This window comes from Paenibacillus glycanilyticus NBRC 16618 (assembly GCF_004000805.1).
Taxonomy (GTDB): Bacteria; Bacillota; Bacilli; order Paenibacillales; family Paenibacillaceae; genus Pristimantibacillus; species Pristimantibacillus glycanilyticus.
This window is the reverse complement of record NZ_BILY01000003.1, coordinates 165,852-192,337: the sequence shown is the minus strand read 5'-3', so window position 1 is coordinate 192,337 and position 26,486 is coordinate 165,852. Positions and strand designations below refer to the sequence as shown.

The 26,486-nt window shown below is 54.4% G+C and carries 24 protein-coding genes; 19 read left to right on the top strand and 5 right to left on the bottom strand.

Annotation, left to right across the window (positions count from 1 at the left end; genetic code table 11):
- Positions 1-20: 20 nt before the first annotated feature.
- Positions 21-1,952 (bottom strand): glycosyl hydrolase family 18 protein, encoded by a 1,932-nt coding sequence (locus PGL01S_RS03545; protein WP_127491447.1) that lies wholly within the window; start codon positions 1,950-1,952, stop codon positions 21-23.
- A 192-nt stretch (positions 1,953-2,144) separates the two neighbouring features.
- Here PGL01S_RS03545 and PGL01S_RS03540 point away from each other — a divergent pair, with 192 nt between their 5' ends.
- The 6 genes from PGL01S_RS03540 to PGL01S_RS30735 all read left to right on the top strand — a co-directional run bounded on the left by PGL01S_RS03540 (position 2,145) and on the right by PGL01S_RS30735 (position 9,362).
- Entirely contained in the window at positions 2,145-2,849 is a 705-nt protein-coding gene (locus PGL01S_RS03540) for a methyltransferase domain-containing protein (RefSeq protein ID WP_127491445.1), read from the top strand.
- Complete coding sequence (locus tag PGL01S_RS03535; RefSeq protein ID WP_127491443.1) at positions 2,842-4,029, top strand: NAD(P)/FAD-dependent oxidoreductase; 1,188 nt, start codon at positions 2,842-2,844, stop codon at positions 4,027-4,029. Before PGL01S_RS03540 ends, PGL01S_RS03535 begins: the two co-directional genes overlap by 8 nt.
- Positions 4,002-4,490, top strand: coding sequence for an SRPBCC family protein (locus PGL01S_RS03530; RefSeq protein ID WP_127491441.1), 489 nt, complete (start codon positions 4,002-4,004; stop codon positions 4,488-4,490). The genes PGL01S_RS03535 and PGL01S_RS03530 overlap by 28 nt, the downstream gene beginning before the upstream one ends.
- Before the next feature lies 1 nt (position 4,491).
- Positions 4,492-5,724, top strand: coding sequence for a beta-ketoacyl-[acyl-carrier-protein] synthase family protein (locus PGL01S_RS03525; RefSeq protein ID WP_127491439.1), 1,233 nt, complete (start codon positions 4,492-4,494; stop codon positions 5,722-5,724).
- A gap of 166 nt (positions 5,725-5,890) precedes the next feature.
- Positions 5,891-9,121, top strand: a complete 3,231-nt coding sequence (icmF, locus tag PGL01S_RS03520) for a fused isobutyryl-CoA mutase/GTPase IcmF (protein ID WP_127491437.1) — start codon at positions 5,891-5,893, stop codon at positions 9,119-9,121.
- 82 nt (positions 9,122-9,203) lie between these two features.
- Positions 9,204-9,362 (top strand): hypothetical protein, encoded by a 159-nt coding sequence (locus tag PGL01S_RS30735; RefSeq protein WP_164775362.1) that lies wholly within the window; start codon positions 9,204-9,206, stop codon positions 9,360-9,362.
- 69 nt (positions 9,363-9,431) lie between these two features.
- Here the strand turns inward: PGL01S_RS30735 and PGL01S_RS03515 are convergent, their stop codons facing one another.
- Together PGL01S_RS03515 and PGL01S_RS03510 are read right to left on the bottom strand one after the other, a co-directional pair.
- Positions 9,432-9,716, bottom strand: a complete 285-nt coding sequence (locus PGL01S_RS03515) for a YxcD family protein (RefSeq protein WP_127491435.1) — start codon at positions 9,714-9,716, stop codon at positions 9,432-9,434.
- Positions 9,717-10,145: a hypothetical protein gene (locus PGL01S_RS03510; protein WP_127491433.1), complete on the bottom strand. Its 429-nt coding sequence runs from the start codon at positions 10,143-10,145 to the stop codon at positions 9,717-9,719.
- Positions 10,146-10,282: 137 nt separating this feature from the next.
- Here PGL01S_RS03510 and PGL01S_RS03505 point away from each other — a divergent pair, with 137 nt between their 5' ends.
- On the top strand, positions 10,283-10,816 hold the full coding sequence (locus PGL01S_RS03505; protein ID WP_127491431.1) for a DUF309 domain-containing protein: 534 nt from the start codon (positions 10,283-10,285) through the stop codon (positions 10,814-10,816).
- Positions 10,817-10,845: 29 nt separating this feature from the next.
- On the opposite strand, the gene PGL01S_RS03500 is transcribed toward PGL01S_RS03505, so the two are convergent.
- A complete protein-coding gene (locus tag PGL01S_RS03500) occupies positions 10,846-11,409 on the bottom strand; it encodes a beta-class carbonic anhydrase (RefSeq protein WP_127491429.1) in 564 nt (187 codons plus the stop codon).
- Positions 11,410-11,442: 33 nt separating this feature from the next.
- Positions 11,443-11,763, bottom strand: a complete 321-nt coding sequence (locus PGL01S_RS03495) for an iron-sulfur cluster biosynthesis family protein (protein ID WP_127491427.1) — start codon at positions 11,761-11,763, stop codon at positions 11,443-11,445.
- Positions 11,764-11,899: 136 nt separating this feature from the next.
- Here PGL01S_RS03495 and PGL01S_RS03490 point away from each other — a divergent pair, with 136 nt between their 5' ends.
- From PGL01S_RS03490 to hfq, 12 genes are all read left to right on the top strand, one after another.
- Positions 11,900-13,411, top strand: a complete 1,512-nt coding sequence (locus PGL01S_RS03490; RefSeq protein WP_127491425.1) for a carboxypeptidase M32 — start codon at positions 11,900-11,902, stop codon at positions 13,409-13,411.
- A gap of 194 nt (positions 13,412-13,605) precedes the next feature.
- Entirely contained in the window at positions 13,606-14,616 is a 1,011-nt protein-coding gene (locus tag PGL01S_RS03485) for an ABC transporter substrate-binding protein (protein ID WP_127491423.1), read from the top strand.
- A 17-nt stretch (positions 14,617-14,633) separates the two neighbouring features.
- Positions 14,634-15,428: an ABC transporter ATP-binding protein gene (locus PGL01S_RS03480; protein ID WP_127491421.1), complete on the top strand. Its 795-nt coding sequence runs from the start codon at positions 14,634-14,636 to the stop codon at positions 15,426-15,428.
- A complete protein-coding gene (locus tag PGL01S_RS03475; RefSeq protein ID WP_127491418.1) occupies positions 15,421-16,287 on the top strand; it encodes an ABC transporter permease in 867 nt (288 codons plus the stop codon). Before PGL01S_RS03480 ends, PGL01S_RS03475 begins: the two co-directional genes overlap by 8 nt.
- Positions 16,288-16,325: 38 nt before the next feature.
- Positions 16,326-17,294, top strand: a complete 969-nt coding sequence (locus PGL01S_RS03470) for an aromatic acid exporter family protein (protein WP_127491416.1) — start codon at positions 16,326-16,328, stop codon at positions 17,292-17,294.
- 106 nt (positions 17,295-17,400) lie between these two features.
- Positions 17,401-17,958 carry an outer spore coat protein CotE gene (locus tag PGL01S_RS03465; RefSeq protein ID WP_127491414.1) on the top strand — a complete coding sequence of 186 codons (558 nt, stop codon included), beginning with the start codon at positions 17,401-17,403 and terminating at the stop codon, positions 17,956-17,958.
- Positions 17,891-19,318 (top strand): putative amidoligase domain-containing protein, encoded by a 1,428-nt coding sequence (locus PGL01S_RS03460; RefSeq protein ID WP_127491412.1) that lies wholly within the window; start codon positions 17,891-17,893, stop codon positions 19,316-19,318. Before PGL01S_RS03465 ends, PGL01S_RS03460 begins: the two co-directional genes overlap by 68 nt.
- Positions 19,319-19,577: 259 nt before the next feature.
- Positions 19,578-22,280 (top strand): DNA mismatch repair protein MutS, encoded by a 2,703-nt coding sequence (mutS, locus tag PGL01S_RS03455; RefSeq protein WP_127491410.1) that lies wholly within the window; start codon positions 19,578-19,580, stop codon positions 22,278-22,280.
- A 44-nt stretch (positions 22,281-22,324) separates the two neighbouring features.
- The gene (mutL, locus tag PGL01S_RS03450; RefSeq protein WP_127491408.1) at positions 22,325-24,370 is read left to right on the top strand and encodes a DNA mismatch repair endonuclease MutL; all 2,046 of its coding nucleotides are present in this window, start codon (positions 22,325-22,327) and stop codon (positions 24,368-24,370) included.
- On the top strand, positions 24,367-25,158 hold the full coding sequence (locus PGL01S_RS03445; RefSeq protein ID WP_127491406.1) for a class I SAM-dependent methyltransferase: 792 nt from the start codon (positions 24,367-24,369) through the stop codon (positions 25,156-25,158). The genes mutL and PGL01S_RS03445 overlap by 4 nt, the downstream gene beginning before the upstream one ends.
- Positions 25,139-26,146, top strand: coding sequence for a tRNA (adenosine(37)-N6)-dimethylallyltransferase MiaA (miaA, locus tag PGL01S_RS03440; protein WP_127491404.1), 1,008 nt, complete (start codon positions 25,139-25,141; stop codon positions 26,144-26,146). The genes PGL01S_RS03445 and miaA overlap by 20 nt, the downstream gene beginning before the upstream one ends.
- Entirely contained in the window at positions 26,143-26,385 is a 243-nt protein-coding gene (hfq, locus tag PGL01S_RS03435; RefSeq protein ID WP_015844208.1) for an RNA chaperone Hfq, read from the top strand. The genes miaA and hfq overlap by 4 nt, the downstream gene beginning before the upstream one ends.
- Positions 26,386-26,486 lie beyond the last annotated feature (101 nt).

The window sequence follows — 26,486 nt, the reverse complement described above, 5'->3', positions numbered from 1 at the left end:
GCGAGGACCGGGGGTTTTGTTTACCCTTGCTTTAAACGAAGCATCATCGTCCAGAGATCAGGTGTCTCATAGCCGAGGCGCCAAGCGGCAACGCCGGCAAGGTCGTATTTAATCGCGAGGTTGATACGCGCCTGCACGCTGCTCGCGGTTTCCGCCCAAAATACATAGGTGAAGCCGTCCTTCACGTATTTGTATTTGGTCTGGCCGGGAGTGGCAGGATCCGAGACGCCAACGGCATTCGTGTCCGCGATCAGCTTAGGAATGTCGCTCATCAGAACCGCGCGGTTGCTGACGAGATTGCCGGAGCCGTCAAGCTTCCATTCCCGCACGTAGAACGGAATGCCCAGCATCAGCTTGCTGCGGGGTACGCCGTACGCCAGGAACTGCTGAACGCCTTTTTCCACCCATGGCAGGCTGGCTACGGAACCCGCCGTTGAGCTTCCGCTCCAGTGCTCGTCATACGCCATAATGATGATCGTGTCCACCACTTGGGCAAGCTCGGCATGTTCGTAGGCGGTGAGATGATCCCAGCTGGTATCGCCGCGCGGCAGGTCGATGGAGACCTTCAGCCCTTTGGCGTGCGCCGCTTTCGTTAAAGCGGTAACGAATGCGGTGTATCCAGCCCGGTCCGTACCCGCAACCTCTTCGAAGTCGATATTAACTCCGTATACGCCCAAGGTATCAAGCTTTGTTACCAGACCCGAGATGAATTGCTGCTGAGCATTCGAGTTCGCCAGGAAAGCCGTTGTCATCTGCTTATCGAAGTCGTTCGACACAAGCGGCATCACCTGTATGCCCTGAGCCTTCAGCGTCGTTACGATCGACGGATCCGACAGGTCCGTTAATGCGCCGCTGCTATCCTTCAGCTCAAACCATGACGGGGAATCGATGGACAGACCTTGCGTCTTCGACGTTTGATTCAGAATCGTCTGACTGTTGGATGAACCATTCCATGCCAGATAGACAAGGTTTTTGGTATTGCTCCATAATTTGCGACTGTCTGCATTGATGACATAGCTGTTGGAGTAGCTTTTCGCGTAAGCGACAGCCGATGCGCGTGTAAAGAATGATTTTAACTTGTTATTGCCTTGATAGACCGAAAGATAAGGCACGCTAGTCCACCAGGTTGTTCCGTTATGTTTGACTTCGGAGTTACCGAAATATTTGGCATATTGCAAAGCAGGCTGCAGAGCGACAAAGGATTTGATCGTTTTACCGCTTTGCTGAACATCGTAAGCCGGCACATTGGAATGCACGACAAGTCCGGACACCTCGTTTACAACGGTGCTGTTTGGAATAGCTGCCGCCGCTTTTATCGCATCGTACAGAAAAGCATACGTTTTTGTCCCGTCCACCGGTACCTGATCTACCTTAATGGAGTAGACCGGGCTGCCGCTCCGTATTTTTTTCTCCGTAGCATCCGTCATGTTGTCCCAGATCCAGCTATTCGAGCTGAGCTCCATAATATGGGCGTTTGTCCAGCGCTTCGCTTCCTGCTTGGCTGCATCGAGGGTCGTATAACCCCAATTCGCGTTAGTTTTGTCGCCTTGATAGAGCTGATATTTCGGATAGGATTGATAAATCCAGCCCGGGCTTTCCAGATCCCGGATATGTACGCCTTTCATCTTCTTGGCTGCGGCCATTGCCTCGTTGTACGTGCGGTATTCCCATTTGGTGCTGGAAGTGCCGCCTTGATAGATTTTGTACCTGGGCAGGTTGTCCCACACCCACTCACGGCCCGTAATCGCTTCCACATGACTGTACTCGAAACTCGACGCGTAAGCAATCGCCTGTTTATCGGTAGCAAATTCACGCAATGCACGATCGTTCTGATAGACGCGATACTTGGTCATTGTGCCGGAAACCGGGCTGGCTGCCATGCTGATCGCGGATGTCCCAATGGTTTGGGCAACGAACAGAAGCAGAACCGCCGCCGATAGTTTTTTGAACATGCTTCTTTATCACTCTCCTCTCAAAGTCTACTAATTTAGACGCAATTGAGAGAGAGAGGTTGCGATGAATTTCAGCTGGCTTTCAGGTGTAAATAATGGCAATCGTTGCGCAAACCTTGAGAGGGACGGATAAAAGAGGTGGAAAAGAATAACAATAAGGTCATGCAGGGAAAATCTGGATGAGGTGATGGCATGGCACAGCTGTTCGAACGGCTGGACCTGAAGGAATGGCTGGACGGGGATAGCGTAGAACCGGTGGAGCTAGAAAAGAGCCTTCGGGAAGTGTGGGGCGTCAACCGGTATCTTGGCGGAAATCCGGCTTTGTTTGTTCATCTGGAAAGGCTGATGCGCAAGCTGGCGCCAAGCGAACCGGTGCGGGTATTGGATGTGGCCACGGGTCTTGCGGACCTTCCGGTTGCATTTGTTGACTGGTGCAAAAAAAGAGGCAGGAACGTCTCGCTTGTCGCCGTGGACAACCATCCGCAAATTGTGCAGCTCGCTGCCCGGCGGACGGATGCGTATCCATCCATTGAAGTCTTGCATGCGGACGGAACGGCCCTGCCTTTTGAAGACCGAAGCTTTGATCTGGCCTTTTGCAATCTTGCACTGCACCATTTGGACGAACAATCAGCGATAAAGCTGTTCGCCGAAATGGCCCGCGTAACCCGCGCAGGTTGGGTTGTAACGGATTTGGAACGGCATCGGCTCGCTTATCTGGCGGCCAAGCTGCTGGCCAGATTCGTATGGAAAAGCCCGGTAACGAGACATGACGGACCGCTGTCTGTCATGCGCTCCTTCACTCCGCAGGAGGCACGGCAGCTCGTTCAGCTTGCTGGCGTAAACGCGGCGGTGCATAAACATTTTCCGTTCCGGCTAGCCGTGGTTGGCCATGAATAGGTATGACGTCATTGTTGTGGGTGCCGGCCCGTCCGGAAGCGCATCCGCCAGATTGCTAGCTGCCAGCGGCGTTCGCGTGTTGATGCTGGATGCGGAGGCCTTCCCGCGGCGCAAGCCTTGCGGCGAGTCCTTGAATCCGGGAGCGGTTGCCGCCCTTGGGAGAATAACGGGGCATTCGCATGCCCGGGAAGCCTTTGATTTCCCGTCCAGTCCGATACAAGGCTGGAAAGTAAGCAGCGGACGAGCCTTGCTTGAAGCCGTTTATCCGGAAGGACAGTACGGAGCGGGATGCCGCAGGGAACAGGTCGATCTATGGCTTGCCGAGCAAGCCAGCCGCGCTGGTGCGGTATTTGAGCAGCGTACGAAGGTGGAACGTCTGATCTGGGAAGGAGAGAGGGCGGCTGGCGTAATCGCCCGCTCCCCGGAAGGCAAGCCGATGTCCATAAGAGCCTCCCTTGTCATCGGAAGCGACGGTTTGCGGTCCGTTGTGGCGAGAAACGCCAAGGTGAACCGGTACGGATCGCTTCGCAAGGCCGCTTTTACGGCTCGTTTGAATGGGGTGCGAGGTTTAAATGGCAGGGTCGAGCTGTTTACGGCCGGCGATGGAAAAGTCATTGGCCTCGCCCCGATTGGCGCCGGGCTGGCGAATATGACCGTTGTGCTTGGCAGCGCCAAGGCGGCTTCATTAGCGGTCAAGGACCTCTCCGGAGTTGTCCTTGGCGAGGCGAGGGCTGTTCCGGAGCTGACGGAACGGCTGCGGGATGCGGAAATCGAAGACGGCGTGCTGACATGCGGTCCCTTCGACAGACCCGTCATTCCTCATGACATAGCGGGCATGCTTCTGCTCGGCGATGCGGCGGGTTATTACGATCCGTTAACCGGACAAGGGATCTATCGGGCATTAAGAAGCGCGGAGCTTGCAGCACCCGCCATCGTACGAATGCTTCAGACGCGCAGTCACGAGCCGCTGCGTCAATATAGAATGGACCAGCAGGCCGAATTCGCAGCCGGTACCCGATTGCAGCACATTATTGAACGTTTAAGCAGACAGCCTATCCTATGGCGTTCAGCCCTTAGAATCGTTGGCACTTCCTCGCTGCTGACCAATAAGCTTGCGGGGATCATCGGAGATTGCCCGAAGGAGACGAATACATGTATACCCGTAATGAAATCACCATAAATTGCGATAAAGAAACGGCTTTCCGTTATGCCCGGCAAGTGGAGAATTGGCCGGCGCTGCTTCCGCATTACCGGGGAGTCCAGTTCGAGCAGGGCGGCAGCGACCGGGGCGGACTCGTCACGATGAGAGCGGTAAGGCCGTTTAAGCCGTTTAAATGGCCGGTCTGGTGGGTTAGCGAAATGAAGGTGGACGAGCAGTTATGCTCGGTGTATTACAAGCATGTTCGCGGCGTTACAGCCGGAATGGAAGTCGAATGGCTGATAGAAGCATTGGATGAGAAGGAGCCGGTAAAGGTGACGATCATCCATCGTTGGCTGCAGCCGCCCCTTGGCAGAAGACTGGCAGCCGACATGATCGGCGAGGTATTCGTTTACGCGATTGCGGACCGGACTTTGCAGGGCCTGAAACAGCGTATCGAAGAGCACGGGAACGAGCAGGACATCCAGGAAGAGGTGGGCTAATATGAACGAGATTAGAGCAGTGGTAACCGGCATCGGCTGCGTAACCCCGATTGGCATAGGAGTCGAAGCGTTATGGGCAGGCGTGCAGCGGGGAGAAAGCGCGGTCAAACCGATTGACCGATTTGTGCCGGAAGGGCTTCGCAGCCGGATTGCCGCGCAAATTCCGCATTTCGACGCGACGGCATTTATGGATAAGAAGCGGGCGCACCGGATGGACCGTTACTCCCAGCTTGCGGTAGCCGGCGGCATTATGGCGCTTCGCGATTCCGGATTGGATGCGGAGGATCTGGAAACCGAGCGGGCCGGCGTCTTTATGGGCTCGGCACTAGGCGGTATCGCCTTTGCGGAGGAACAATGCGGGCAATATTTCCATGGCGGCTTCCGTTCGGTGTCCCCAACGCTTGGGTTTTCCGTATTCGGCGGGGCAGCCTCCTGCAATCTAGCCATGGAGTTCGGATTTACCGGACCAAACGAGACGAATTCGATGTCCTGCGGCTCGGGTGCGGTTGCCATCGGCAGGGCATTGCAGGCCATCAAGCGCGGCGAAGCGGACGTCGTGCTGGCGGGCGGCTCGGAAGCGCCGCTCGCTCCTTTATCCTTCGGCGCATTCGATATGCTGCGCGCGATGTCGACTCGCAATGAAGAACCGGCAAGCGCAAGCAGACCGTTTGACCGGAACCGGGACGGCTTTGTGATGGGAGAAGGCTCCGCTATTCTTGTTATCGAGGCCGAGCATCATGCCCGTGCCCGCGGTGCAAGGATCTATGGCGAGCTTGCGGGATTTGGATTAACAAACGACGCCCATCATATGAGCGCGCCGCTTCCCACGGGCGCGCAAGCTGCCCGGGCGCTTAGGCTGGCGCTCTCGAGCGCGGATATGTCGCCGGATGACGTCTCGTACGTCAATGCGCACGGATCTTCAACGCTGCTTAATGACGTGACGGAATCAAAGGTGATCCGAAGCGTATTCGGCAGCCGTCCGGTTGCGGTCAGCGGAACAAAAGGTTTGTACGGGCATCCGCTTGGAGCTTCCGGCGCAATAGAAGCGGCGATTACGCTGCTTTCCTTGAACCAGGGCTGGCTTCCGCCAACGACGAACTTGAATGATCCGGATCCGGAGGCCGAGATTGATCTGGTCGCCAGGCAAGCAAGAGAAGTGAAGGCAGAGGCAGCCGTATCGAATTCCTACGGCTTCGGCGGAGTCAATGCGGTATTGGCATTCCGCAAAGCATAACGAAAAGGCCGTTTCCATGTCACATTGGAAGCGGCCTTTTTTCCGCAAACACGTTCGATTGTAAATGCCATTTGAATCAAGCATCACTTGCCCGCAAGCGAATATTGTAATACTAGGATGGATGGAGTCGAAGCGATATAACCGGATCGGAAGGGCGGGAACCAGCATGGAAATACCCGTATATCGCCCGCAAAACCATGTGCGATTTATTACGGCAGCCGCTTTATTTGACGGGCATGACGCATCAATCAACATTATGAGGCGGATTCTGCAAGCCTCCGGGGTCGAAGTTATTCATCTCGGCCATAACCGGTCGGTTCAGGAAGTGGCCAGCGCAGCGATACAAGAGGATGTCCAGGGGATTGCGATAAGCTCCTACCAAGGCGGTCATATCGAATATTTAACCTATATGATGGATGTGCTGAAGCAAGCCGGAGCCGGACATATCAAACTATTCGCAGGCGGAGGCGGCGTTATTATTCCCTCCGAGATTGAGGCGTTGGAGCGTTACGGCGTCGCCAAAGTGTTTTCCCCTGAGGATGGCCGTAGGATGGGGCTGCAGGGGATGATCAATGCCATGATCGAAGCTTGCGATCATCCGACGCCGAGACAGGCTGAACAGGATCTTAAGCTGGTGAAGCAGCGCAACTGGGGAGCGATTGCAAGACTGATCTCTTCAGCCGAGGATATGGCGGCGGGCGTTTCCGCAGATGACGGTACCGTAAATGTATTGCAACAGCTGAAGGAACAAGTTCCCGGCGTGCCTGTGATAGGGATAACCGGAACGGGCGGCGCCGGCAAAAGCTCCTTGACGGATGAGCTTGTGCGCCGGTTCCTGGACTATTTTCCGAACCGTTCGATTGCCGTCATTTCGGTAGATCCAACGAAGATGAAATCCGGCGGGGCTCTTCTTGGGGACAGGATCCGAATGAACGCCATACATGATCCGCGTGCTTACATGCGCAGCATGGCGACAAGGAAATCCAGGTCGGAGATCAGCGAAGCCACAGGTGACGCGATCGCGATCGTCAAGCAAGCGGGCTACGACTTTGTAATTGTCGAGACTAGCGGAATTGGCCAAGGAGATGCTGCCATTGTAGAGCTATGCGATATTGCCATGTATGTCATGACCAGCGAATACGGAGCACCTAGCCAGCTGGAGAAGATTGATATGATTGATTACGCCGACATTATCGTCATTAACAAATTTGAACGCCAAGGATCAGAGGATGCCTTGAGGGATGTCCGCAAGCAGTACAAGCGAAGCAGAAGGCTTGACAGGGTTCCCAACGAGGAGCTTCCGGTATTCGGGACGATGGCGAGTCAATTCAACGATCCCGGCGTAACGATGCTCTTCCGGCATGTGATGGAGCTTGCCCAGGACAAAATGGGCGGAAGCTGGCCGTTTCGGCTTGAGGATTCCGGTATTAGAGCAACCAAGAGAAACCTGATTATTCCGCAGGAACGAACCGGATATTTGCGCGAGATTGTTCAGACGGTCCGGCAGTATAAGAAGGATATCGAGGATCAGGTTGCGGTTGTCCGCACGCTTGCTCAGCTGAAGGGCACAAGGCAGCTAATTTATGCCAATCAGGAACGGCTTCTAACGAGAGAGGAAACGGCGCTTTTCGCGGATAAGCTTGATGCAATGGCGGCAGAATGGGAAGAACAGCTGCGCCCGGATTGCCGGAAGCAGCTGGCCGATTGGCCGACCATTCGCAATCTTTACCGGCCGGTTGTACTGGAATCGCTTTCGGGCAGCGCGGTGCCCAGAGTCAGTCTCCCCAAATTCCATGAGTCGGGCGAGCTTCTCCGCTGGCTTCTGAAGGAGAACCTGCCCGGGTATTTTCCTTATACGGCTGGCGTATTTGCCTTCAAGCGAACCGACGAAGAGCCTAAACGCCAGTTTGCGGGAGAAGGATCACCCGAGAGGACGAACCGCCGGTTCCACTATTTATGCCGGAATGACGAAGCCAAGCGGTTATCCACCGCCTTCGACAGCGTAACCTTATACGGCCAGGATCCGAGCGACCGGCCCGATATATACGGAAGAATCGGAAATAGCGGAGTTAATGTGTGTACCCTTGAGGATATGAAAAAGCTTTACGAAGGCTTTGATCTATGCCATCCTTCCGTCAGCGTATCGATGACGATTAACGGACCGGCGCCTATCCTGCTGGCCATGTTCATGAATACGGCGATCGATCAGCAGGTGGAAAAATTCGCCGCGGATAACGGCCGTCAGCCCGATGAAGCAGAATACCGGAGCATTAAGGCTGGAGCGCTTCGATCCGTTCGCGGTACGGTGCAGGCCGATATTTTGAAGGAGGATCAGGGACAGAATACCTGCATTTTCAGTACGGAATTTTCGCTCAAAATGATGGGAGACATCCAGCAATATTTCATCGATCACGGCGTACGGCATTATTATTCCGTCAGCATAAGCGGTTACCACATCGCGGAGGCCGGCGCCAATCCGGTCACGCAGCTGGCGTTTACGCTTGCGAACGGCTTTACCTACGTCGAGTATTATTTGGCGCGGGGCATGTCTATCGATGATTTTGCTCCGAATCTATCCTTTTTCTTCAGCAATGGCCTTGATCCGGAATACAGCGTTATGGGTCGCGTGGCGCGGCGCATCTGGGCAACCGTCATGAAATTTAAATACGGGGCTAACGAACGCAGCCAGAAGCTGAAATACCATATCCAGACATCAGGCCGCTCGCTGCACGCGCAGGAGATGGATTTTAACGATATACGGACTACTCTGCAGGCGTTAATGGCTACCTACGATAATTGCAACTCCTTGCATACCAATGCGTATGACGAGGCGGTCACCACCCCTACGGAAAATTCCGTCCGCCGGGCGATGGCGATCCAGCTTATTATCAACCGGGAGTTTGGACTGGCGAAGAACGAGAATCCGCTGCAGGGCTCTTTTATCGTGGAGGAGCTCACCGACCTGATGGAAGAAGCGGTGCTGCAGGAATTTTTGCGCATCCATGAGCGCGGCGGCGTTCTTGGCGCAATGGAAACCCAGTATCAGCGGGGGAAGATCCAGGAAGAATCCTTATTCTATGAGCAGAAAAAGCATGCCGGGGAGCTGCCGATTATCGGAGTGAACACGTTCCTCAATCCCAACCCCGAAGAGTTACGCACGGATATCGAGCTGGCAAGGTCGACGGAAACAGAGAAGCGGGCTCAAATCCGCCAATTGCAGGCTTTTCAGATGAAACACCAGGAGGAATGCTCGGGCGCCTTGGAGGCTTTGAAGGAGGCGGCGGTATCCGGAGGCAATCTGTTCGAAGCCTTAATGGAGGTTGTAAAAAGCGCATCGATTGGCCAAATTACGGATGCGTTATTTGAAGTTGGCGGCCAGTACAGGAGGAATATGTAAGGACAGGATAGAAGATATAGGAAAATGCGGCTTGTGACAGAAAACGTAAATGCAAGCTTAAACGAACCGGAGGGAAGCGCCCGTGCTTGTGCTTACATTCCTATTAACTTTGATGAACTCGATCTTGCTGCTCATTATATACCTGAATCTGCCGAAGCGGGATATTGCGCAAGAAGCCGTTGATCAGGCATGGGCGAATGACCGAAAGAGACAAGAGGAGAAGCAGTCTGGCGACGCCTAGAAACTCTTGCGCTTGATTGAAATAGAAAAGCCTCCAACCCTTAAGGATTGGAGGCTTTCACATGCCCGGTTACTCTTCGATATCCGCCCACATTTCCTCTTCGTCCACATCCAGCTTAATGTTGGTGCGGAAGACTCGGCGGTTGTACTGCCGGTACATATATTGCTCGATGGCTTCGAGCAGATTCGCTTCAATGATATATTGGCTCCGACCGCTAACCCATACTTCCGCGGTGAAGCCGTACTCTTCGTCCCAAGCCAGCTGCACCTCCACGTCCGAAGGTTGCACGCCTCTTCGATCTGCCATATGCAGACAAACGGCATTAATAATTTCGTCCGTGTAAATTCGTATCATTTAGTAAGGTCTCCGCGTATCGGGATTGTTTTTCTTCTTGAACATTCGGAACAGCGAAATAACGATTCTTACCAGAACAAAGATCGCAATCAGGTTAATGAGGAGGCCGAAGAATTGACCCATGCCGCCCATGTTGCCAAGCAGACCGCCGAACAGCATGCCCGCGAGACCGCCGATTAACATCCCTTTCATAAAGCCGCCGCCGCTGAAAAAGCCTTTGTTCGTTGTTGCTGCGCCGGTTTTGTTCGTTGTTGCCCCAGTCTTGGTACCGGAATTAGACTCCTGTACGTTAGCTTGTTTCTTAGGCGTTTGCGTGTAGCTTTGTTTTGGCGATTTGAATCCGCCGCCTCGTTTTGCAGCATCCGCTTGGCCTAGACCAAAAGTCAGGAACAAAGCGAAAGCCATGATGACCAGTAACCCTTTTTTCATTGTGTACGTCTCCTCCTGCTTCAATGTGTAGCTCAATCATTGCTATGATACACATTTACGGCTAATATTAACGGAGGTTTCAAAATATTTTTGTACACAATGTACCAAAACATATATATGCAAAGGAGAGAACCCCTATGAATTATCCATCTGCCTACGTATCGTACTTGGCGGAGTTTAACGGGACGCGGGATTTCTTCGAATGCCATGAACTTCTGGAGGAGTACTGGAAGGAGCATCCGGGCGATCCGCGGGCATTGCTCTGGGTGGGACTCATCCAGCTTGCGGTTGGGCAATATCATGAGCGGCGGGGCAATGCGAAGGGTGCGTTAAAAATGTATGAAAAGGCACTCGGAAAGCTGGATCGGTCCTCGCTTGAACGGTTAGGACTGGATGGAACGCGTGCTATCGCGGATCTGTCGCGCAGATACAACAATCTGCAAATGGGTCAATCGCCGCCTTATCAAGACATAACGCTTATCGTAAAAGACCCCGAGCTTGAGCGGCAATGCATTCAGCTTTGCCAATCCTTGCAAGCGGAATGGGGAAGCAGCAGTCCCATGGATGCGGATGCGTTGATTCACCGTCACAAATTGCGAGACCGCAGTGACGTATTGGCGGAGAGGGCAGCAGCCATCGAAACGAAGAAAAGGAACCGGACCGCGGAATAACCACGGTTTCGGTTCCTTTTTTGATTGGTCTATTTTTGGTAGCCGTCCACGATCAGGTCAAGAGCGCCTGTGTCCGGGTGAATGGCAAGGCCGTGCACCGGGGTGTTCGGCGGAAGAAGCGGGTGGTTGCGCACGATGCTAACGCTCTTCTCAACGCTGTCGCGCAGGTTGTCAAAGCCGGTCAGCCAGCGGTTCAGGTCTACGCCGGAATGACGGAGCGTATTGATCGTTTGCTCGGAAATGCCGCGTTCCAGCATATGGCCGACTACAGTATCCGGATCGATGCCGGTCATGCCGCAGCCGTGGTGCGCAATAATAAATACTTCGTCCGCTTTCAGCTCATACAGCGCGACAAGGACGCTGCGCATAATGTTGCCGAATGGCTGCGTAATAATCGCGCCGGCGTTTTTGATAATTTTGGCATCGCCGTTTTTCAGGTTCAAGGCTTTAGGAAGGAGCTCGACAAGCCGGGTATCCATGCAAGTGACTACAACGATTTTGCGGTTAGGGAACTTATCCGTAAGATATTGTTCGTATTCCTTGTTTTCGACGAATGCTTTGTTGTGGTTCAAGATTTTTTCCAGATTGTTCATGTGAATTACCTCCTAAATAATAACGATTAAATATTAGTTCTTCAGAAAACGAAGGTCAAGCGTATAGATCTGGCTGTCGCTCTTGAGGCTGTACGCATCGCGCGCGGCATCGTAATCAATGCGGAGCTCCGGCTCGAAAAACACTTCGTGACGAGGCTCGTACCAGAAGGGGAACGGGTCGCCCTGGGCAAGCCGGTCATCCGGGCCGCCTTCTTCAATGAGCTGAAGGGCCGGAACGCCGCTGACGACGCAGCCGCAGCCTTCGGTATCATGCAGCAGCTTAAGCTGCTTGCGGCCATCCTCTATGTAAGGGGTCAGCGACTTAGCGGCAGCAGGAGTAAAGGTTATGCGCATGTAGTATTCTCTCCTTCTCTCTACTCTATTAACGACAAAAAAAGGTTAAAGTTGATTATACGTTTTGTAATCGTTAAGATCAAGATAGGCTCTGTTCAAAATGAGCAAATTTGGAATAGGGAAGGTGGATGGAATAATGACCGTACATAAGGAAACAACCGCAAAATTTTTGGAGACAATCCGTAAAATTAAAAGCTACGAGGAAGCGTTAGGCGTTCTGTATTGGGATCTTCGGACCGGGGCGCCGCGAAAAGGAATGGATACCCGCTCGGAGGTTATCGGCGCTTTGTCCGGCGACATGTTCAAGCTTTCGACCTCGCCCGAGCTTGGCGAATATTTGAACGAGCTGGAGCAGCCTGCTGCCCGGGAGCAGTTATCCGATATTGAACGGAAGCTCGTTAGCGAAACGCGCAAAGACTACGATCGAAGCGTCAAAATTCCACCAAAGCTCTATCAGGAATACGTTGTGCTTGCTTCGCAGGCGGAATCCAAGTGGGAGGAAGCCAAAGCAAGCAACGATTACGCCAGCTTCCAGCCGCTTCTCGAAAAAGTAATCGATTATACGCAGCAATTTATTGATCTGTGGGGGCCGAAGGCAACCCGTTATGATACCTTGCTTGACCAGTATGAACCTGGAATGACGACGGCAGAGCTGGACCGCGTATTCGGCGGCTTGCGCGAGCAGCTGGTGCCGCTTGCTGCGGCAATCGCGGCGTCCCCGCATCAGCCGGATACTTCCTTCCTCGGGCAAAAATACGATAAGCAAGCGCAAAAAGCGTTCAGCTTGTATATCTTGAACCAGATGGGCTACAACTTCGAAGCCGGCCGCCTCGACGAAAGCGTTCATCCGTTTGCAACCGGGCTTAACCCGGGCGATGTCCGCATTACGACCCGTTACCTGGAAGACGATGTGACCAGCGCGCTGTTCGGTACCATTCATGAAGGCGGGCATGCCTTGTACGAGCAAAATATTATGCCCGAGCTGATCGGCACTACGCTGTGCACGGGCACCTCGATGGGAATCCACGAATCGCAGTCGCGTTTCTGGGAAAATGTCATCGGCCGCAGCAAGCCGTTCTGGGAACAGTATTTCGGCAAGCTGCAGGAGAAATTCCCCGGCCAGCTTGATGTATCGGTGGAACAGTTCTACCGCGGCATCAACGTCGTGCAGCCTTCCCTGATCCGGATCGAAGCGGACGAACTGACATACAACCTGCACATTATTATTCGTTACGAGATCGAGAAAATGATCTTTAATGAAGGCGCAAAAGCAGCCGATCTGCCGGCGATCTGGAACGACAAGTACAAAGAGTACCTGGGCATCGTTCCTCCGACTAATGCGGAAGGCGTGCTGCAGGACGTTCACTGGTCCGGCGGCGCGTTCGGCTACTTCCCGTCGTATTCGCTCGGCAATATGTACGCCGCGCAAATCGCGGACACAATGGAGCGCGAGCTTGACGGCTTCTGGAATCTGGTCGGCCGCGGCGAGCTGCTACCGATTAAGGAATGGCTCACCGAGCGCATCTACAAGTACGGCAAGCTGAAGTCGCCGTCGGAGCTGATCCAAAGCGTTACCGGCAAGCCGCTGGATCCTCAGCATCTGGTCACTTATCTCGAGCGCAAATATAAAGATATTTATAAGCTGTAATGGAAAGCAGCCGTCCCTTGTTGGGGCGGCTCTTTTTTTTGTGTTCCGTTAGCTTTTGTTTAAGGATCACAACTTCGGAGTGCCCACTTGCTATACAGGGTCTCCATTGTTCGGAATGCACCGACTTTTTTGCTCCTGCATAGGCTATCGTACTTACTACTTACTTTAATTGAGTATTCACGGGAGGTTAACGGATGAGAAGGAAGCTATGGCTGTCGCTGCTCCTCATTGTGGCGCTGACGACAACAGCCGCGCTGGCCGGCTGCGGCAAGGGAAGCTCGGAGAAGGTGAAGCTGACCATCGGCGAAGTAACGAGGTCGGTCTTTTACGCTCCGGAGTATGTAGCTCTGGCGAAAGGATTTTTTGCCGATGAAGGGCTGGACGTTACGCTGACGACAACGGCAGGCGGGGACAAAACGATGACCGCGCTGCTCTCCAACACGATTGACGTTGCGCTTGTCGGTTCGGAAACGTCGATTTATGTGTACCAACAGGGCTCTGACGACCCGGTTATCAACTTTGCTCAATTGACGCAAACCGACGGTACGTTCCTGGTTGCCCGGAATGATGCAAACTTTGATTGGAACAACCTGAAAGGCGCGACGTTCCTCGGCCAAAGAAAAGGCGGAATGCCGCAAATGGCGGGCGAATTCACGTTAAGAAAGCATAACATTGACCCGCATGCGGATCTGGAGCTGATTCAAAACGTCGATTTTGCCAATATCGCGCCTGCATTCGCTTCCGGCACGGGCGACTATGTACAGCTGTTTGAACCAACGGCTTCCGTATTCGAGAAGCAAGGAACGGGCAAGGTGGTTGCCTCCTTTGGCGTAGAAAGCGGGCATCTGCCTTACACCGTCTTTATGGCGAAACAAAGCTATATCAAGAAAAATAATGCCGCGATCCAATCGTTCACCGATGCCATACACCGCGCGCAGCTGTGGGTACAGGAAAACGATGCCGCAACGATTGCGGACGTTGTAGCCCCTTACTTTGACAACGTGGATAAAGACATCCTGGTCAGCTCCATTGACCGCTACAAGCAACAAGGCTCCTACGCAACCGATCCCGTAATTGACGAAGGCGAATGGAATAACCTTCTTGACGTGATGACTCAGGCCGGCGAGCTGAAGGAACGTACCGAGTACGGCAAAATCGTGGATAACAGCTTTGCCGAGAAATCGATAGAAGACGTTAAGAAATAAAATAAGGGGGACTTTCGATGGCTGGCGAAGATAATCGGCTGGAGCTGAAGGATGTGTCCCATGTCTACGTCAACGAAAAGGGTGCTTCCTTGGCCGTCGAGAATTTGAATTTGACGGTTCGGCGCGGTGAGTTCGTCAGCCTCGTCGGTCCGAGCGGCTGCGGTAAAACAACGATTCTCAGCATGCTTGCGGGTTTATTTCCTCCAACCGGAGGGCAGGTGCTTCTCGCGGGAGCGCCTGTCCTTGGCCCGTCAAGGCTCGTCGGCTATATGCTGCAGCAGGATTTCCTGTTCCCGTGGCGGACGATCCGGGATAATGCCGCAATCGGCCTGGAAATTGCCGGCGGGAAGACGGCCGCGGCGATGAAGGAAGTAGACCGGCTGCTGACGGAGCTGGGGCTGCCTGGTTCGGGCGGGAAGTACCCTCATGAGCTTTCGGGCGGCATGCGGCAGCGTGTTGCCTTGGCCCGGATGCTGGCGACTAATCCGGAAGTGATGCTGCTGGATGAACCTTTTTCCGCGCTGGATCTGCATATCAAGCTTCAGCTTGAAGATCTGGTAGACGAAACGCTTAAGCGTCTTGGCAAAACAGCCGTTCTCGTTACTCACGACCTGGCGGAAGCCGCGGCCATGAGCGACCGGGTAATCGTGCTGGCCGCTAACCCGGGCAGAATCGTGAAGGAGCTTGTGGTGCCGGACGAAATCCGTCAGGCCACGCCGATGGAGGCGCGCAAGCTTCCGGGCTTTCAGGATGTATTCGATCAGCTGTGGGCAGAGCTTAACCGGGCGGAAGGAGGCGGAGGGCATGCCTAAGGAAGAGAAATCGGGCAAGAACGTATGGTTATCCGGCGTTGAGGAAGACCGCGAGAGCGGTATGAAACAGCTTCATTCGCAGTTCAAGCAAAAAGCTAGACGGGTCACTGCAGCCGTAGGCACAACACAGATTGCGATCTTGCTGCTGTTCATTGCCCTATGGGAAGCGGCAGGCAGACAAAAGTGGATCGATCCTCTGCTTTTCAGCTACCCGACGAAAATCATCAATCAGCTATGGAATTCGATGGCGGACGGCTCGATCTGGCCGCATATCGGAATGACCGTGTCCGAGACGATTATCGGATTTCTGCTCGGTACCCTGGTCGGTACCGGAATCGCGGCGCTATTGTGGTGGTTTCCTTTTTTATCGAGAGTACTGGACCCTTATCTGGTCGTTTTAAACAGTTTGCCGAAGGTTGCGCTTGGGCCGCTCTTCATCGTTACGCTCGGACCGGGCTTTACTTCGATTGTGGCGGTAACCTTGTCGGTAACGGTTATTATCACAACGATTAATATATACAACCGGTTCAGAGAGATTGAAGCGGGTTATATCAAGGTGGTCCGGCTGTTTGGCGCGAGCAGGGCGCAGCTGTTCCGGCTTGTCATTCTGCCTGCCTCTTTTCCGGTCATTATATCGGCTTTAAAAGTCAATGTAGGTCTCGCCTGGATCGGGGTTATCGTCGGCGAATTTCTGGTCGCCAAGCTTGGACTCGGCTATCTGATGATTTACGGCTTCCAGGTATTTAACTTCACCCTCGTCTTATCCACTCTGATTGTCATTGCCGTAGTCGCAACGATTATGTATCAACTTGTGGCGATATTGGAACGTAAGTTGACGTCAGGCTGGCGGGAGCGTTAGGATAAGCGTATTAATCTATCCGAACGTGAGGGAAATAAGTGGGCATTCGCATTATCAAAACAGCTTTAGCAGCCATTATCGCCATTTATTCGGCTGTATATTTGAACTTGGATCCGCCGCTTGGTGCGGGTATTCTTGCTATTCTCGGTGTAGAAGTCAGCCGGATGAAAGGGCTGAAGAGCGCTGTTGAGCGCTTCGTCGCTTCTTCGCTGGGACTTTTTTTTGCCTCTTTGGTCTTTACGATCTTTGGCTTTCATATTTGGGTAGTGGCGTTATTCATTTTGATGACGTTCCCGGTATTGGCACGTTTTCAACTAAAGGACGGCATCGTAACCAGCGCGGTTATCGTATTCCAGCTGTTCGCTCATGGGGAAGTCACCGTTGACGTATTGGAAAACGAAGTGCTGCTCATGATCTGCGGTCTGGGCTGGGCAACCGTGATCAATTTCATCTATATGCCGAAGGATCAGCATCTGCTCGAATCGCTCAAAGCTTCCGTCGAGAAGCTTTTTGGCGATATTTTCACCGAGATGGGCAGTACGCTGCGCGACCCTTCGCATATTTGGAATGGCAGCGAGCTGCTGGAGGTTCACCGGATTATAAATGAAGGGGCCCGCCGGGCCGTGCTGAACAAGGAGAACCGGCTTTTCGGGCAGGAGCATTATTGGTCCACATACTTCGAAATGCGGCGTCTGCAGCTCGAGTCGGTGCAGGCGATGCTGGAGGAGCTGGCGCTCGTCTACGAGAAGCTGCCGCAGAACGAACCGCTTGCCGAGCTGCTGGAGCTTCTGTCCGGGGAAGTGAAGTCCGAGGTGTACCGCGGGATAACGGAGAAACGCTTGTCCGAATTGAGGCAGCTGTACAAGTCGATGGAGCTTCCGCGCACGCGCGATGAGTTCGAGCTCCGCGCAGCTATATTGAAGATGACGATGGAGCTTGAAAGATATTTGGCAATCGCCAAACGATTAAAGAAAAGAAATGTCATGTTAGACAAAGCGGAGCCATAAAATAAAGAGGGATAAAATTCGTGGCGGCGCGGGAAAGATTCAGTCACCCTAGACGAATGACCTGCATACACTTTAAATGAATGATTGTATGGAGGAGGTTAAATCGATGACATTTGCAGATAAACAGCTACAAGGTAGAGAGATTATAACGAAAGCTGTCTGCGGGAAAGGTCGTAAGTTTTCCACTGTCTCTCATACCGTAACACCGCCTCATCACCCGACCAGCATATTGGGTGCGTGGGTAATCAACCACCAATATGAAGCGGTTCGATCGGGCGACGGAATTGAGGTAATTGGTACTTACGATCTCAACATTTGGTATTCGTATAGCAAGAATTCGCAAACGGACGTAGCAAAAGAAACCGTGCATTACGTAGAGCATGTGCCTCTGTCTTACCTGGATCCTAAGCATCGGTCTTCTACGGAAGAGGTATCCGCCGATTGCATTCAGGAGCCTAACTGCATTGAGGCCAACATCTCGTCAAGCGGTTCCGGCGTTGTCGTTCGCGTTGAGCGCGAGTATGCGGTTGAAATGATCGCCGAGACTAAAGTTTGGGTAGCCTGCTTCCCGGGCGGCTACGACGACGGCAAAGAACTTGAGTTCGGTCTCGGCGACGGGGATTACGAGGATCTGGATCCCGACTTACTGGACGACGATCTGTAAGCCGGAAGCCCATATCCGCTTCTGTACTGTAAGATATGCCGCTAAGGCGGTAAATTCGAGGGCGAAAGCCCTCTTTTTGTTGAATTCATCTAATTTGGGCATTCGCCGCATGCCCTTAGTCGTTATCGAATCCAATGAAAAGAAGGTGGCGGGTATGGCTGGCAACCGGCTGAACCGGCTTGAGAACGAACGGCGGGCAATTGCTTTGACGGAAGCCGAGATGCAGGCAAGGTGGCTTCGGGCCGGTCTTTACCGGGAGCAGCAGGGGGATGAACGTTTATACCGCGTTCAAGCAGCCGATCTTGCGCTGATTGAGCTTAAGCGGATTAACGGGGCAGGCAGGACGTTAGGCAGCGGAGAACCGATTGCCGCCGCCACTGGCGGACATCCGGCCGAATGGCCGGCGGATCCCGTGCTCCGGAGGGTGATCCGTAGAGCGATCGCCGGACTTTACGCAGTAGGCATGGATGCGGGAGAAGCGGATGTTGCGCTGGGCTCGGACGGCCGCGTATCGATGAGAGCGGCAAGGAGGCGCAAAATAACTCCGCTGCAGCAGCAAGAGGCTGAAGCGGAGCTCCAGGAAGCGCCGCTGCTTATCGGGGCGGATCCGGAATTTGTGTTTATTCGGCCGGATGGCAAGGTTGCTCCGGCCTCCCGGTATTTGGGAGGTGTCGGCGGCGCCGCTGGCAGCGACGTCATGCTGATCGGGCGACGGCTGATGTATCCCGTCGCCGAACTCCGGCCCGAGCCGGCCGCTGACCCGGCCGGGCTCACGGCTAACATCCGGCGGCTGCTGCTCCGCGCCGCCGGGCTTGTCCGCGACCCAAGCCTCCGCTGGGCCGCGGGTGCCATGCCCGTGCCGGGGCTTGCGCTCGGCGGGCATATCCATCTCAGCGGCGTGCGGCTGACGCCGCGCCTGCTGCGCCTGCTCGACAGCTACGCCGCGTTCCCGCTGGCGCTGGTCGAGGATCCCGCCGGCCGCGGGCGGCGCCCCCGCTACGGCGTCCTGGGCGATTACCGCCAGCAGCCGCATGGCGGCTTCGAATACCGGACGCTGCCGAGCTGGCTCGTGTCGCCGGCCGCGGCGAAAGCCGCCTTCGCGCTTGCGCTTCTCTGCGCGCGCGAGGCGGATGCGTTGCACGACATACCGGCTCTTGACGAGCGGTATGTCGCAGCCTATTACGCCGGCGACCGCGCGGAGCTCGCCGGCTGCCTCGACGGCGTCGCCGCAGCGATGGCGGCGACGGCAAGCTACGCCGCGCTGGCGCCGTACATCGAGCCTTTGCTCGATGCGGCAAGGCGCGGCGCCGCCTGGGATGAGCGGGCTGACATCCGCGTCAAATGGCGCATCCCTCGTTAATAAGGGATGCGCCATTTGCTTACCGTCCAACATGCCTAATCGCCTTTATGATGCTTTCTAAGCCTTTAGAACACAAGGTGCCGTTATAGGCTTCTCCCTGGCTGACCGGGCTTTTTTCTTCCGGCTTCTTCCGGTTGTCTGCCCGGCTTCGGTTATGCAGGTTGGCGCGCGGCAATCGGCTTGGTATAATAGCAGAATGATGTTTTTTAAATATTGAATAATAAGAAACTCGAATGCTATGTACCTGGGAGGGGCAACAGTGGCTGGTTATACCCCGATGATTCAACAATATCTCGCAATTAAGGAGCAAGCGAAAGACGCGTTCCTTTTCTTCCGTCTCGGCGATTTCTACGAGATGTTTTTTGACGATGCTATAAATGCTTCGCGCGAGCTTGAAATTACATTAACGGGCAGAGAGGGCGGCGTGTCGGAGAAAATTCCGATGTGCGGCGTCCCTTATCATTCTGCGGAAAACTATATTGCAAGGCTTGTCGAAAAAGGCTTCAAGGTAGCGGTCTGCGAGCAGGTAGAGGATCCTAGCGCAGCCAAAGGCGTTGTGCGGCGGGAGATCGTCCGCGTTATTACGCCGGGTACCGTTATGGAATCGAAGTCGCTTGCCGATAAATCCAACAACTTTATCGTATCCGTCGGGTCGGTCTCTACGGCGGCAATCGGCATGGCGGCCTGTGATTTGTCGACCGGCGAGCTGTACGCGACTTCGCTGGCTTTCAATATCGATACGTTAATCGATGAGATTAACGTCTATCAGCCTGCCGAAATCGTGGGCGACGAAAGCCTGCTGGCTCAGCTCAAGGAGCAGGCGGTATGGAACCGTCCCGTACTGCTGACAAGCCGCGAGCCTATGGCCGAGGACAAGCTCCGCCAGCAGTTCGAAGACGAGCAGCTGGAAGGACTTAACGAAACGCGTTACCGCGCCGTTGGCCTCTTGACCGGTTATCTGGAGGAGACGCAGAAGCGCTCCCTTGGTCATGTCCGTACAATCCGCGCTTATGAGCCGAATCAATATATGATTCTGGACCATTACACGCGCCGCAATCTCGAGTTGACCGAGACGGTCCGCGACCGGAGCAAAAAAGGTTCCCTTCTGTGGCTGCTCGACCGGACCCAGACGTCGATGGGGGCAAGGCTGCTTAGACGCTGGATCGACAAGCCGCTGCTGAATCGTTCGAAGATTGAAGAACGGTACGAAGCGGTTGATGCGCTCTACCGGAACTTGATTGCCCGCGACGATATCCGTTCGGAGCTGAACCATGTTTACGATCTCCAGCGGCTTGTTGGCCGGGTCGCTTTCGGAAGCGCGAACGGCAGGGATATGAATGCGCTGAAAAGCTCCATCCGCCGTACGCCTCAGCTTGTCGAGCTGGCGCGTCAAGCCGGCTCCGAGCGGCTTCGCCAGCTTGTTGACGGGCTGGACGACTGCTCCGATCTGGCCGATCTGATCGAGACGGTTATCGTGGACGAGCCTCCCGTATCGATACGGGAAGGCGGATTAATCCGGGCAGGTTACGACGATTACCTTGATCAGCTTCGCGAAGCCAGCACGAACGGCAAAAAATGGCTTGCGGAGCTGGAACGCCGGGAACGCGAAGCAACCGGCATCAAAACGATTAAAATCGGCTTCAACAAAGTATTCGGTTATTACCTTGAGGTATCCAAAGGCGCTTTGGGCATGCTGCCCGAAGGCCGTTACGAGCGGAAGCAGACGCTGGCGAACGCGGAGCGCTTCGTAACGCCGGAGCTGAAGGAGAAGGAACGGCTTATTCTCGAAGCCGAGGATAGGATGGTTGATCTGGAGCATGCCCGTTTTATCGAGCTTCGGGATCATCTGGCTCTGCAGCTTCATCGTCTGCAGCGTCTGGCCGAGGTTGTGGCGGAGCTGGACGTCTACCAGTCGCTCGCTACGGTCAGCGCGGAGAGAAGATTTGTCCGTCCGGTTATAACCGATCAATATAATCTCGTTATCGAAGAAGGAAGACATCCGGTAGTTGAGGCGGTAATGGACGGCGTACCGTTTATTAACAACGCTACTTCGCTGCGCCAAGAGGACCAGTCGATGCTGCTTATTACCGGCCCGAATATGGCGGGTAAAAGCACCTATATGCGCCAGGTGGCCTTAATTTGCATCATGGCCCAGATTGGCTGCTTTGTGCCGGCAAAAACGGCGGAAATTCCGATGATCGACCGCATCTTTACCCGGATTGGCGCTGCTGACGATCTTATCGGCGGTCAAAGCACCTTTATGGTAGAAATGAAGGATATTCAGCTCATGACGGAAAAGGCGACGGCAAGCAGTCTCGTGATCATTGACGAGCTTGGCCGAGGTACGTCAACAAGCGAAGGAATGTCAATCGCTCAAGCGGTCATCGAGTTCGTGCATCACCATATCGGCTGCAAAGCGCTTGTCTCCACGCATTTCCATGAGCTGTCGCATCTGGAGGCTTCCCTGCCGAAGCTGTCGAACGCCTGCATGGCCGTACAGGAAAGCGGCGACCATGTGACCTTCCTGCGCAAGCTGATTCCCGGAGCGGCAAGCACAAGCTACGGGATTTATTGCGCAAGGCTGGCGGGGCTTCCGAATTCCATTATTGACCGGGCTTACGTCCTGCTTGAGCATTTGGAAGAAGAGGCTTCGGAGAAGTCGCCGGCAGACACAGCCATTGCGACCGCGAGTTTAGCGGCTGAAGCTTCCTCAGCTCCTTCTTATGCGGCTGTTCCCGAGTCCGGGATGGCATTCAAGGAAACGGCGGCCGCCGTGCAGCTCTCCATCTTTGACGAGCCGCCAGCGCCGGCTGTTCAGCCGGTACAGGAGCAAGGGCGCCGCAAAGCCTCGCCGAAGGCCGAGCAGCTCGCCGAGCAGCTCCGCAAGCTGGACTTGTTCAATATGACGCCGATGCAAGCGATGCAATGGCTCAACGAAATGAAGCAGAAGCTGAACGATTAGCTTGAAAATGAGCACAGTCGTTTTAGAAGCAAGGAGGGGTTCGCATGGGGAAAATCCAGGTATTGGATGAGCAGCTTGCCAACCAGATTGCGGCAGGCGAGGTTGTGGAACGGCCTGCGTCCGTCATCAAGGAGCTGGTCGAGAACGCGATTGATGCCGGAAGCTCCGTTATTGATATTACGATCGAAGAAGGCGGATTGTCGTTTATTCGGGTTACCGATAACGGCGCGGGCATAGAGCCGGCGGATATGGAAACTGCGTTTCAACGGCATGCCACGAGTAAAATCTCGTCCAGCAGCGATCTGTTCAAAATTGCAAGCCTTGGCTTCCGCGGCGAAGCGCTGCCGAGTATCGCGGCCGTATCGCGGCTCGAATGCGTGTCGTCGATCGATTCGACGGGCTTGGCCCAGCGCCTTTTAATAGAAGGCGGAACGGTTACGGCCAATGAGCCTGCCAACGCCCCTCAAGGCACCGACATGTCGGTGCGGGATTTATTTTACAATACGCCGGCAAGGCTGAAATATATGAAAGCCATCCAGACGGAGCTTGGACATATAACCGATTACGTATACCGGATCGCCTTGGCGCATCCGGGAATAGCGGTCACGCTGAAGCATAACGGCTCGGTGCTGCTTCGGACGCTTGGCACCGGCGATAGACTGCAAGTTATTGCGGCCGTGTATGGAACGAATACGGCTAAGGCGATGCTGAAGGTGGAAGGCGAGACGTCCGATTACGATTTGCGCGGGTTTATATCGAAGCCGGAGCTGACGCGGGCGAACCGCAATGGCATGACCGTCATCGTGAACGGCCGCTATATTCGAAGCCATGCGGTCAATCAGGCTATTCTGCAGGCTTATCACACGCTGCTGCCGATCAACCGTTTCCCCATTGTCGTATTGGAGATCGGCATGCATCCAAGCTTGCTTGACGTGAACGTTCATCCTTCCAAGATGGAAGTCCGGTTCAGCAAGGAAAACGAGCTGAGAACGTTGGTAGAGCAGGCGGTAAAAGGAGCGCTTGGACAGGTACGGCATATTCCGGGTCCGGCCGAAAAGCCGGAGCGGGAGAAGCCGCTGTTCGTACAGGACGCGATTTCCTTCCATCGGCCAGATCCGCTGTCCATGCCTTGGGGACAGGAGCGAAGCAATTCCCAACCTAACGGATCAGGAGCTCCCGGCGGTACAGCTAATTTGTCCGGAAGCGGCTTTAACTCAGGCAGGCCAGCCGGACTGTCAACGTCCGCAGCCGCCAGCACGGGTACATCGTATAATAATTCTTCCTTCCCTCAGCCTCCGAAGCGCGATTACGTGCCTAAGGATGCGACGGAACGTCTGTACAAGCCCGCCGAGCAGCGCGAAGCATCCGTGCGCGAAGCAGCTGCTCCGTGGGAGCAAGCCGCTCCGGCACTTCAGGCGGCGGAAGCAACGGCGGCAACGCCTCCGGCACTGGATTCGGAGCTGCCTGCGGGCGAGGCGAACGAACGGCCGGACGGTACGCCGGCCTTCCCGGACTTGTACTGGATCGGACAGCTTCATGGCACGTATATCGTGGCGCAGGCTGAGGAAGGACTGTATCTGATCGATCAGCATGCGGCCCATGAACGCATTAATTACGAGTATTACTTCCGGAAATTCGGCAATCCGCAAGCGGCAAGCCAGCAGCTGCTGGTTCCTCTCACCCTGGAATTTACTTCAGGCGAAGCTGAGCAATTGCGAGGCATGACAGGTTTATTCCAGGAAGCGGGCGTTGAGCTGGAGCCGTTTGGGGCGCAGACCTTTCTTGTGCGCGCTTATCCGGAATGGTTCCCGCAAGGCGAGGAGCAGGCCATTATCGAGGAAATGGCGGAACTCTTGCTAAGCGAGCGCAAGTCCATTAATATTGCGAAGCTCAGGGAAAAAGCGGCGATTATGTGCTCCTGCAAAGCTTCGATTAAAGCCAATGACCGGAAGACCCGGGAAGAGGGAGAAGCGCTGCTGGCCCGCCTTGCGGCGTGCAATCAGCCTTATACCTGCCCGCACGGCCGTCCGATCGTGGTTCATCTTTCGACCTATCAGCTAGAAAAAATGTTTAAACGGGTGATGTCATGATCGTAACAACCTCCGACAAGCCTTCTCAGCGGGCATTAACGACCGCCAGACGGCTTGCGGGAGAGCTATCCGCTCCGTACGTTCCGCGAGGCAAACAAACGCTTCGGCAGATGGCGGAGAGGATGGAGGAGATCCGTCTGATTGTCGTAACAGAGAAGGAAGTCCGTTATTACGACGGCCAGACGGAGTCGCCGCTCTATTTTCATCCCAGCATGGCTTTCGTAAGGGTGAAAAGGCTGCGGCGCGGAGAAAGTGATCCCTTGCTTGACCTGACGGGCTGCAAGCCGGGAGACCGCATCATAGACTGCACCGCTGGGCTTGCGGCGGATTCGCTTGTATTCTCGTACGCGGCAGGCGAATCGGGAGCGGTGACCGCCATAGAGAGCGAGCCTATCTTGTGCGCGGTTGTGCGCGAAGGGCTGGCGGGTTATCAATCCGGCTTGCCGGATGTGGACGCAGCCATGCGCAGAATCAATATGATCAACGTTAACCATGCCGAATATTTGGCGGGACTTCCGGATAATAGCGTTGACATCGTCTATTTCGATCCGATGTTCCGCCAGCCGATTCACGAGTCCAGCGCCCTGGAGCCGCTGCGCAAGCTGGCTAACGGCAGCGCGTTGACGGAGAAAGCCGTGCAGGAAGCAATCAGGGTCGCGCGCAAGACCGTCGTAATGAAGGAGCACCGCGAGAGCGGGGAATTCGAACGGCTTGGATTCGAACGGCGGCATGTGAATACGTCGAAAATAGCTTATGGAGTGATAGAGGTTGCAGGAAGCAGCAAATAAGGAACGCAAGCAGCCGCTGCTTGTTCTGGTTGGACCGACGGCTGTAGGCAAGACGCAGCTCAGCCTCGATCTTGCCAAAGCATGGAACGCCGAGATTATATCCGGCGATTCGATGCAGGTGTACAAGGAGATGGATATCGGCACGGCCAAGCTGCCGCTGGCCGAGCGGCAGGGAATTGTCCACCATCTGATCGATATTTGCGAGCCGGACGTGGCTTATTCGGTCGCCGACTTTCAAGTGCATTGCAGGGAGGCGATTGCCGATATTTCGGCTAGGGGCAAGCTTCCTTTTATCGTGGGAGGTACCGGGCTCTACGTTGAATCCGTCTGCTATGGCTTTGAATTTAACGAAAACGGTTCGGACCCCGCCTTTCGGGATGAGCAGCAGCGTTATGCGGAGGAGCACGGCGCGGAAGCCCTTCACGCAAGGCTTGCGGAGGTAGATCCGAAGTCCGCCGAGCGGCTGCATCCGAATGACCAGCGCCGTATTATCCGCGCGCTTGAAATCTTTCATTTGTCAGGCGAGATGATGTCGGCCCAGCTGGAAAGACAAAAAAAAGAATCGCCCTACGAATTGTGTATATTGGGTCTCGCCTTGGATAGGAAAGTGCTCTACTCCCGCATCGAACAGCGGGTTGATCAAATGCTGGAGGATGGACTCGTCGAGGAAGTAAGAGGACTGCTGGAGCGCGGCGTGACGGAGGACAGCCTTGCCATGCAAGGGCTTGGCTACAAGGAAATCGTCATGTACCTGCGCGGCGAATGCACGCTTGAGGCGGCAGTAGAGCTTTTGAAAAGGGATACGAGAAGGTTCGCCAAACGCCAGCTCTCCTGGTTCCGGCACATGAAGGATATCGAGTGGATCGACATGGGGGAAAATTTTCACAACAATTTGCGGCGGATTCATGGTATAATAGCAGGAAAGTTTCAAGTCAATCTTGAATATACTTCTAATCAATCTTTTTTAGACGGGGGTAACGTCCAATGAACAAATCGATCAATATTCAAGATACTTTCTTGAACCAACTGCGTAAAGACAACATTCCGGTTACGGTTTTCTTAATGAACGGCTTTCAGATCAGAGGCGTTATTAAAGCGTTCGATAACTTTACGATCATCATTGACAGCGAAGGCCGTCAGCAAATGGTGTACAAGCACGCGATTTCGACGTTTACTCCTCAGCGTAACGTATCATTAATGCAAGACAACAGTGCTTCGGAAGCATAGAACGTAACGTTATTTGTGAAACCTTCTACTTGCAGGTAACGTTTAACTTGATAGCGGAAGGCAAGAACAACCCGCTCCAGCAGGGTTGTTCTTTTCATTCC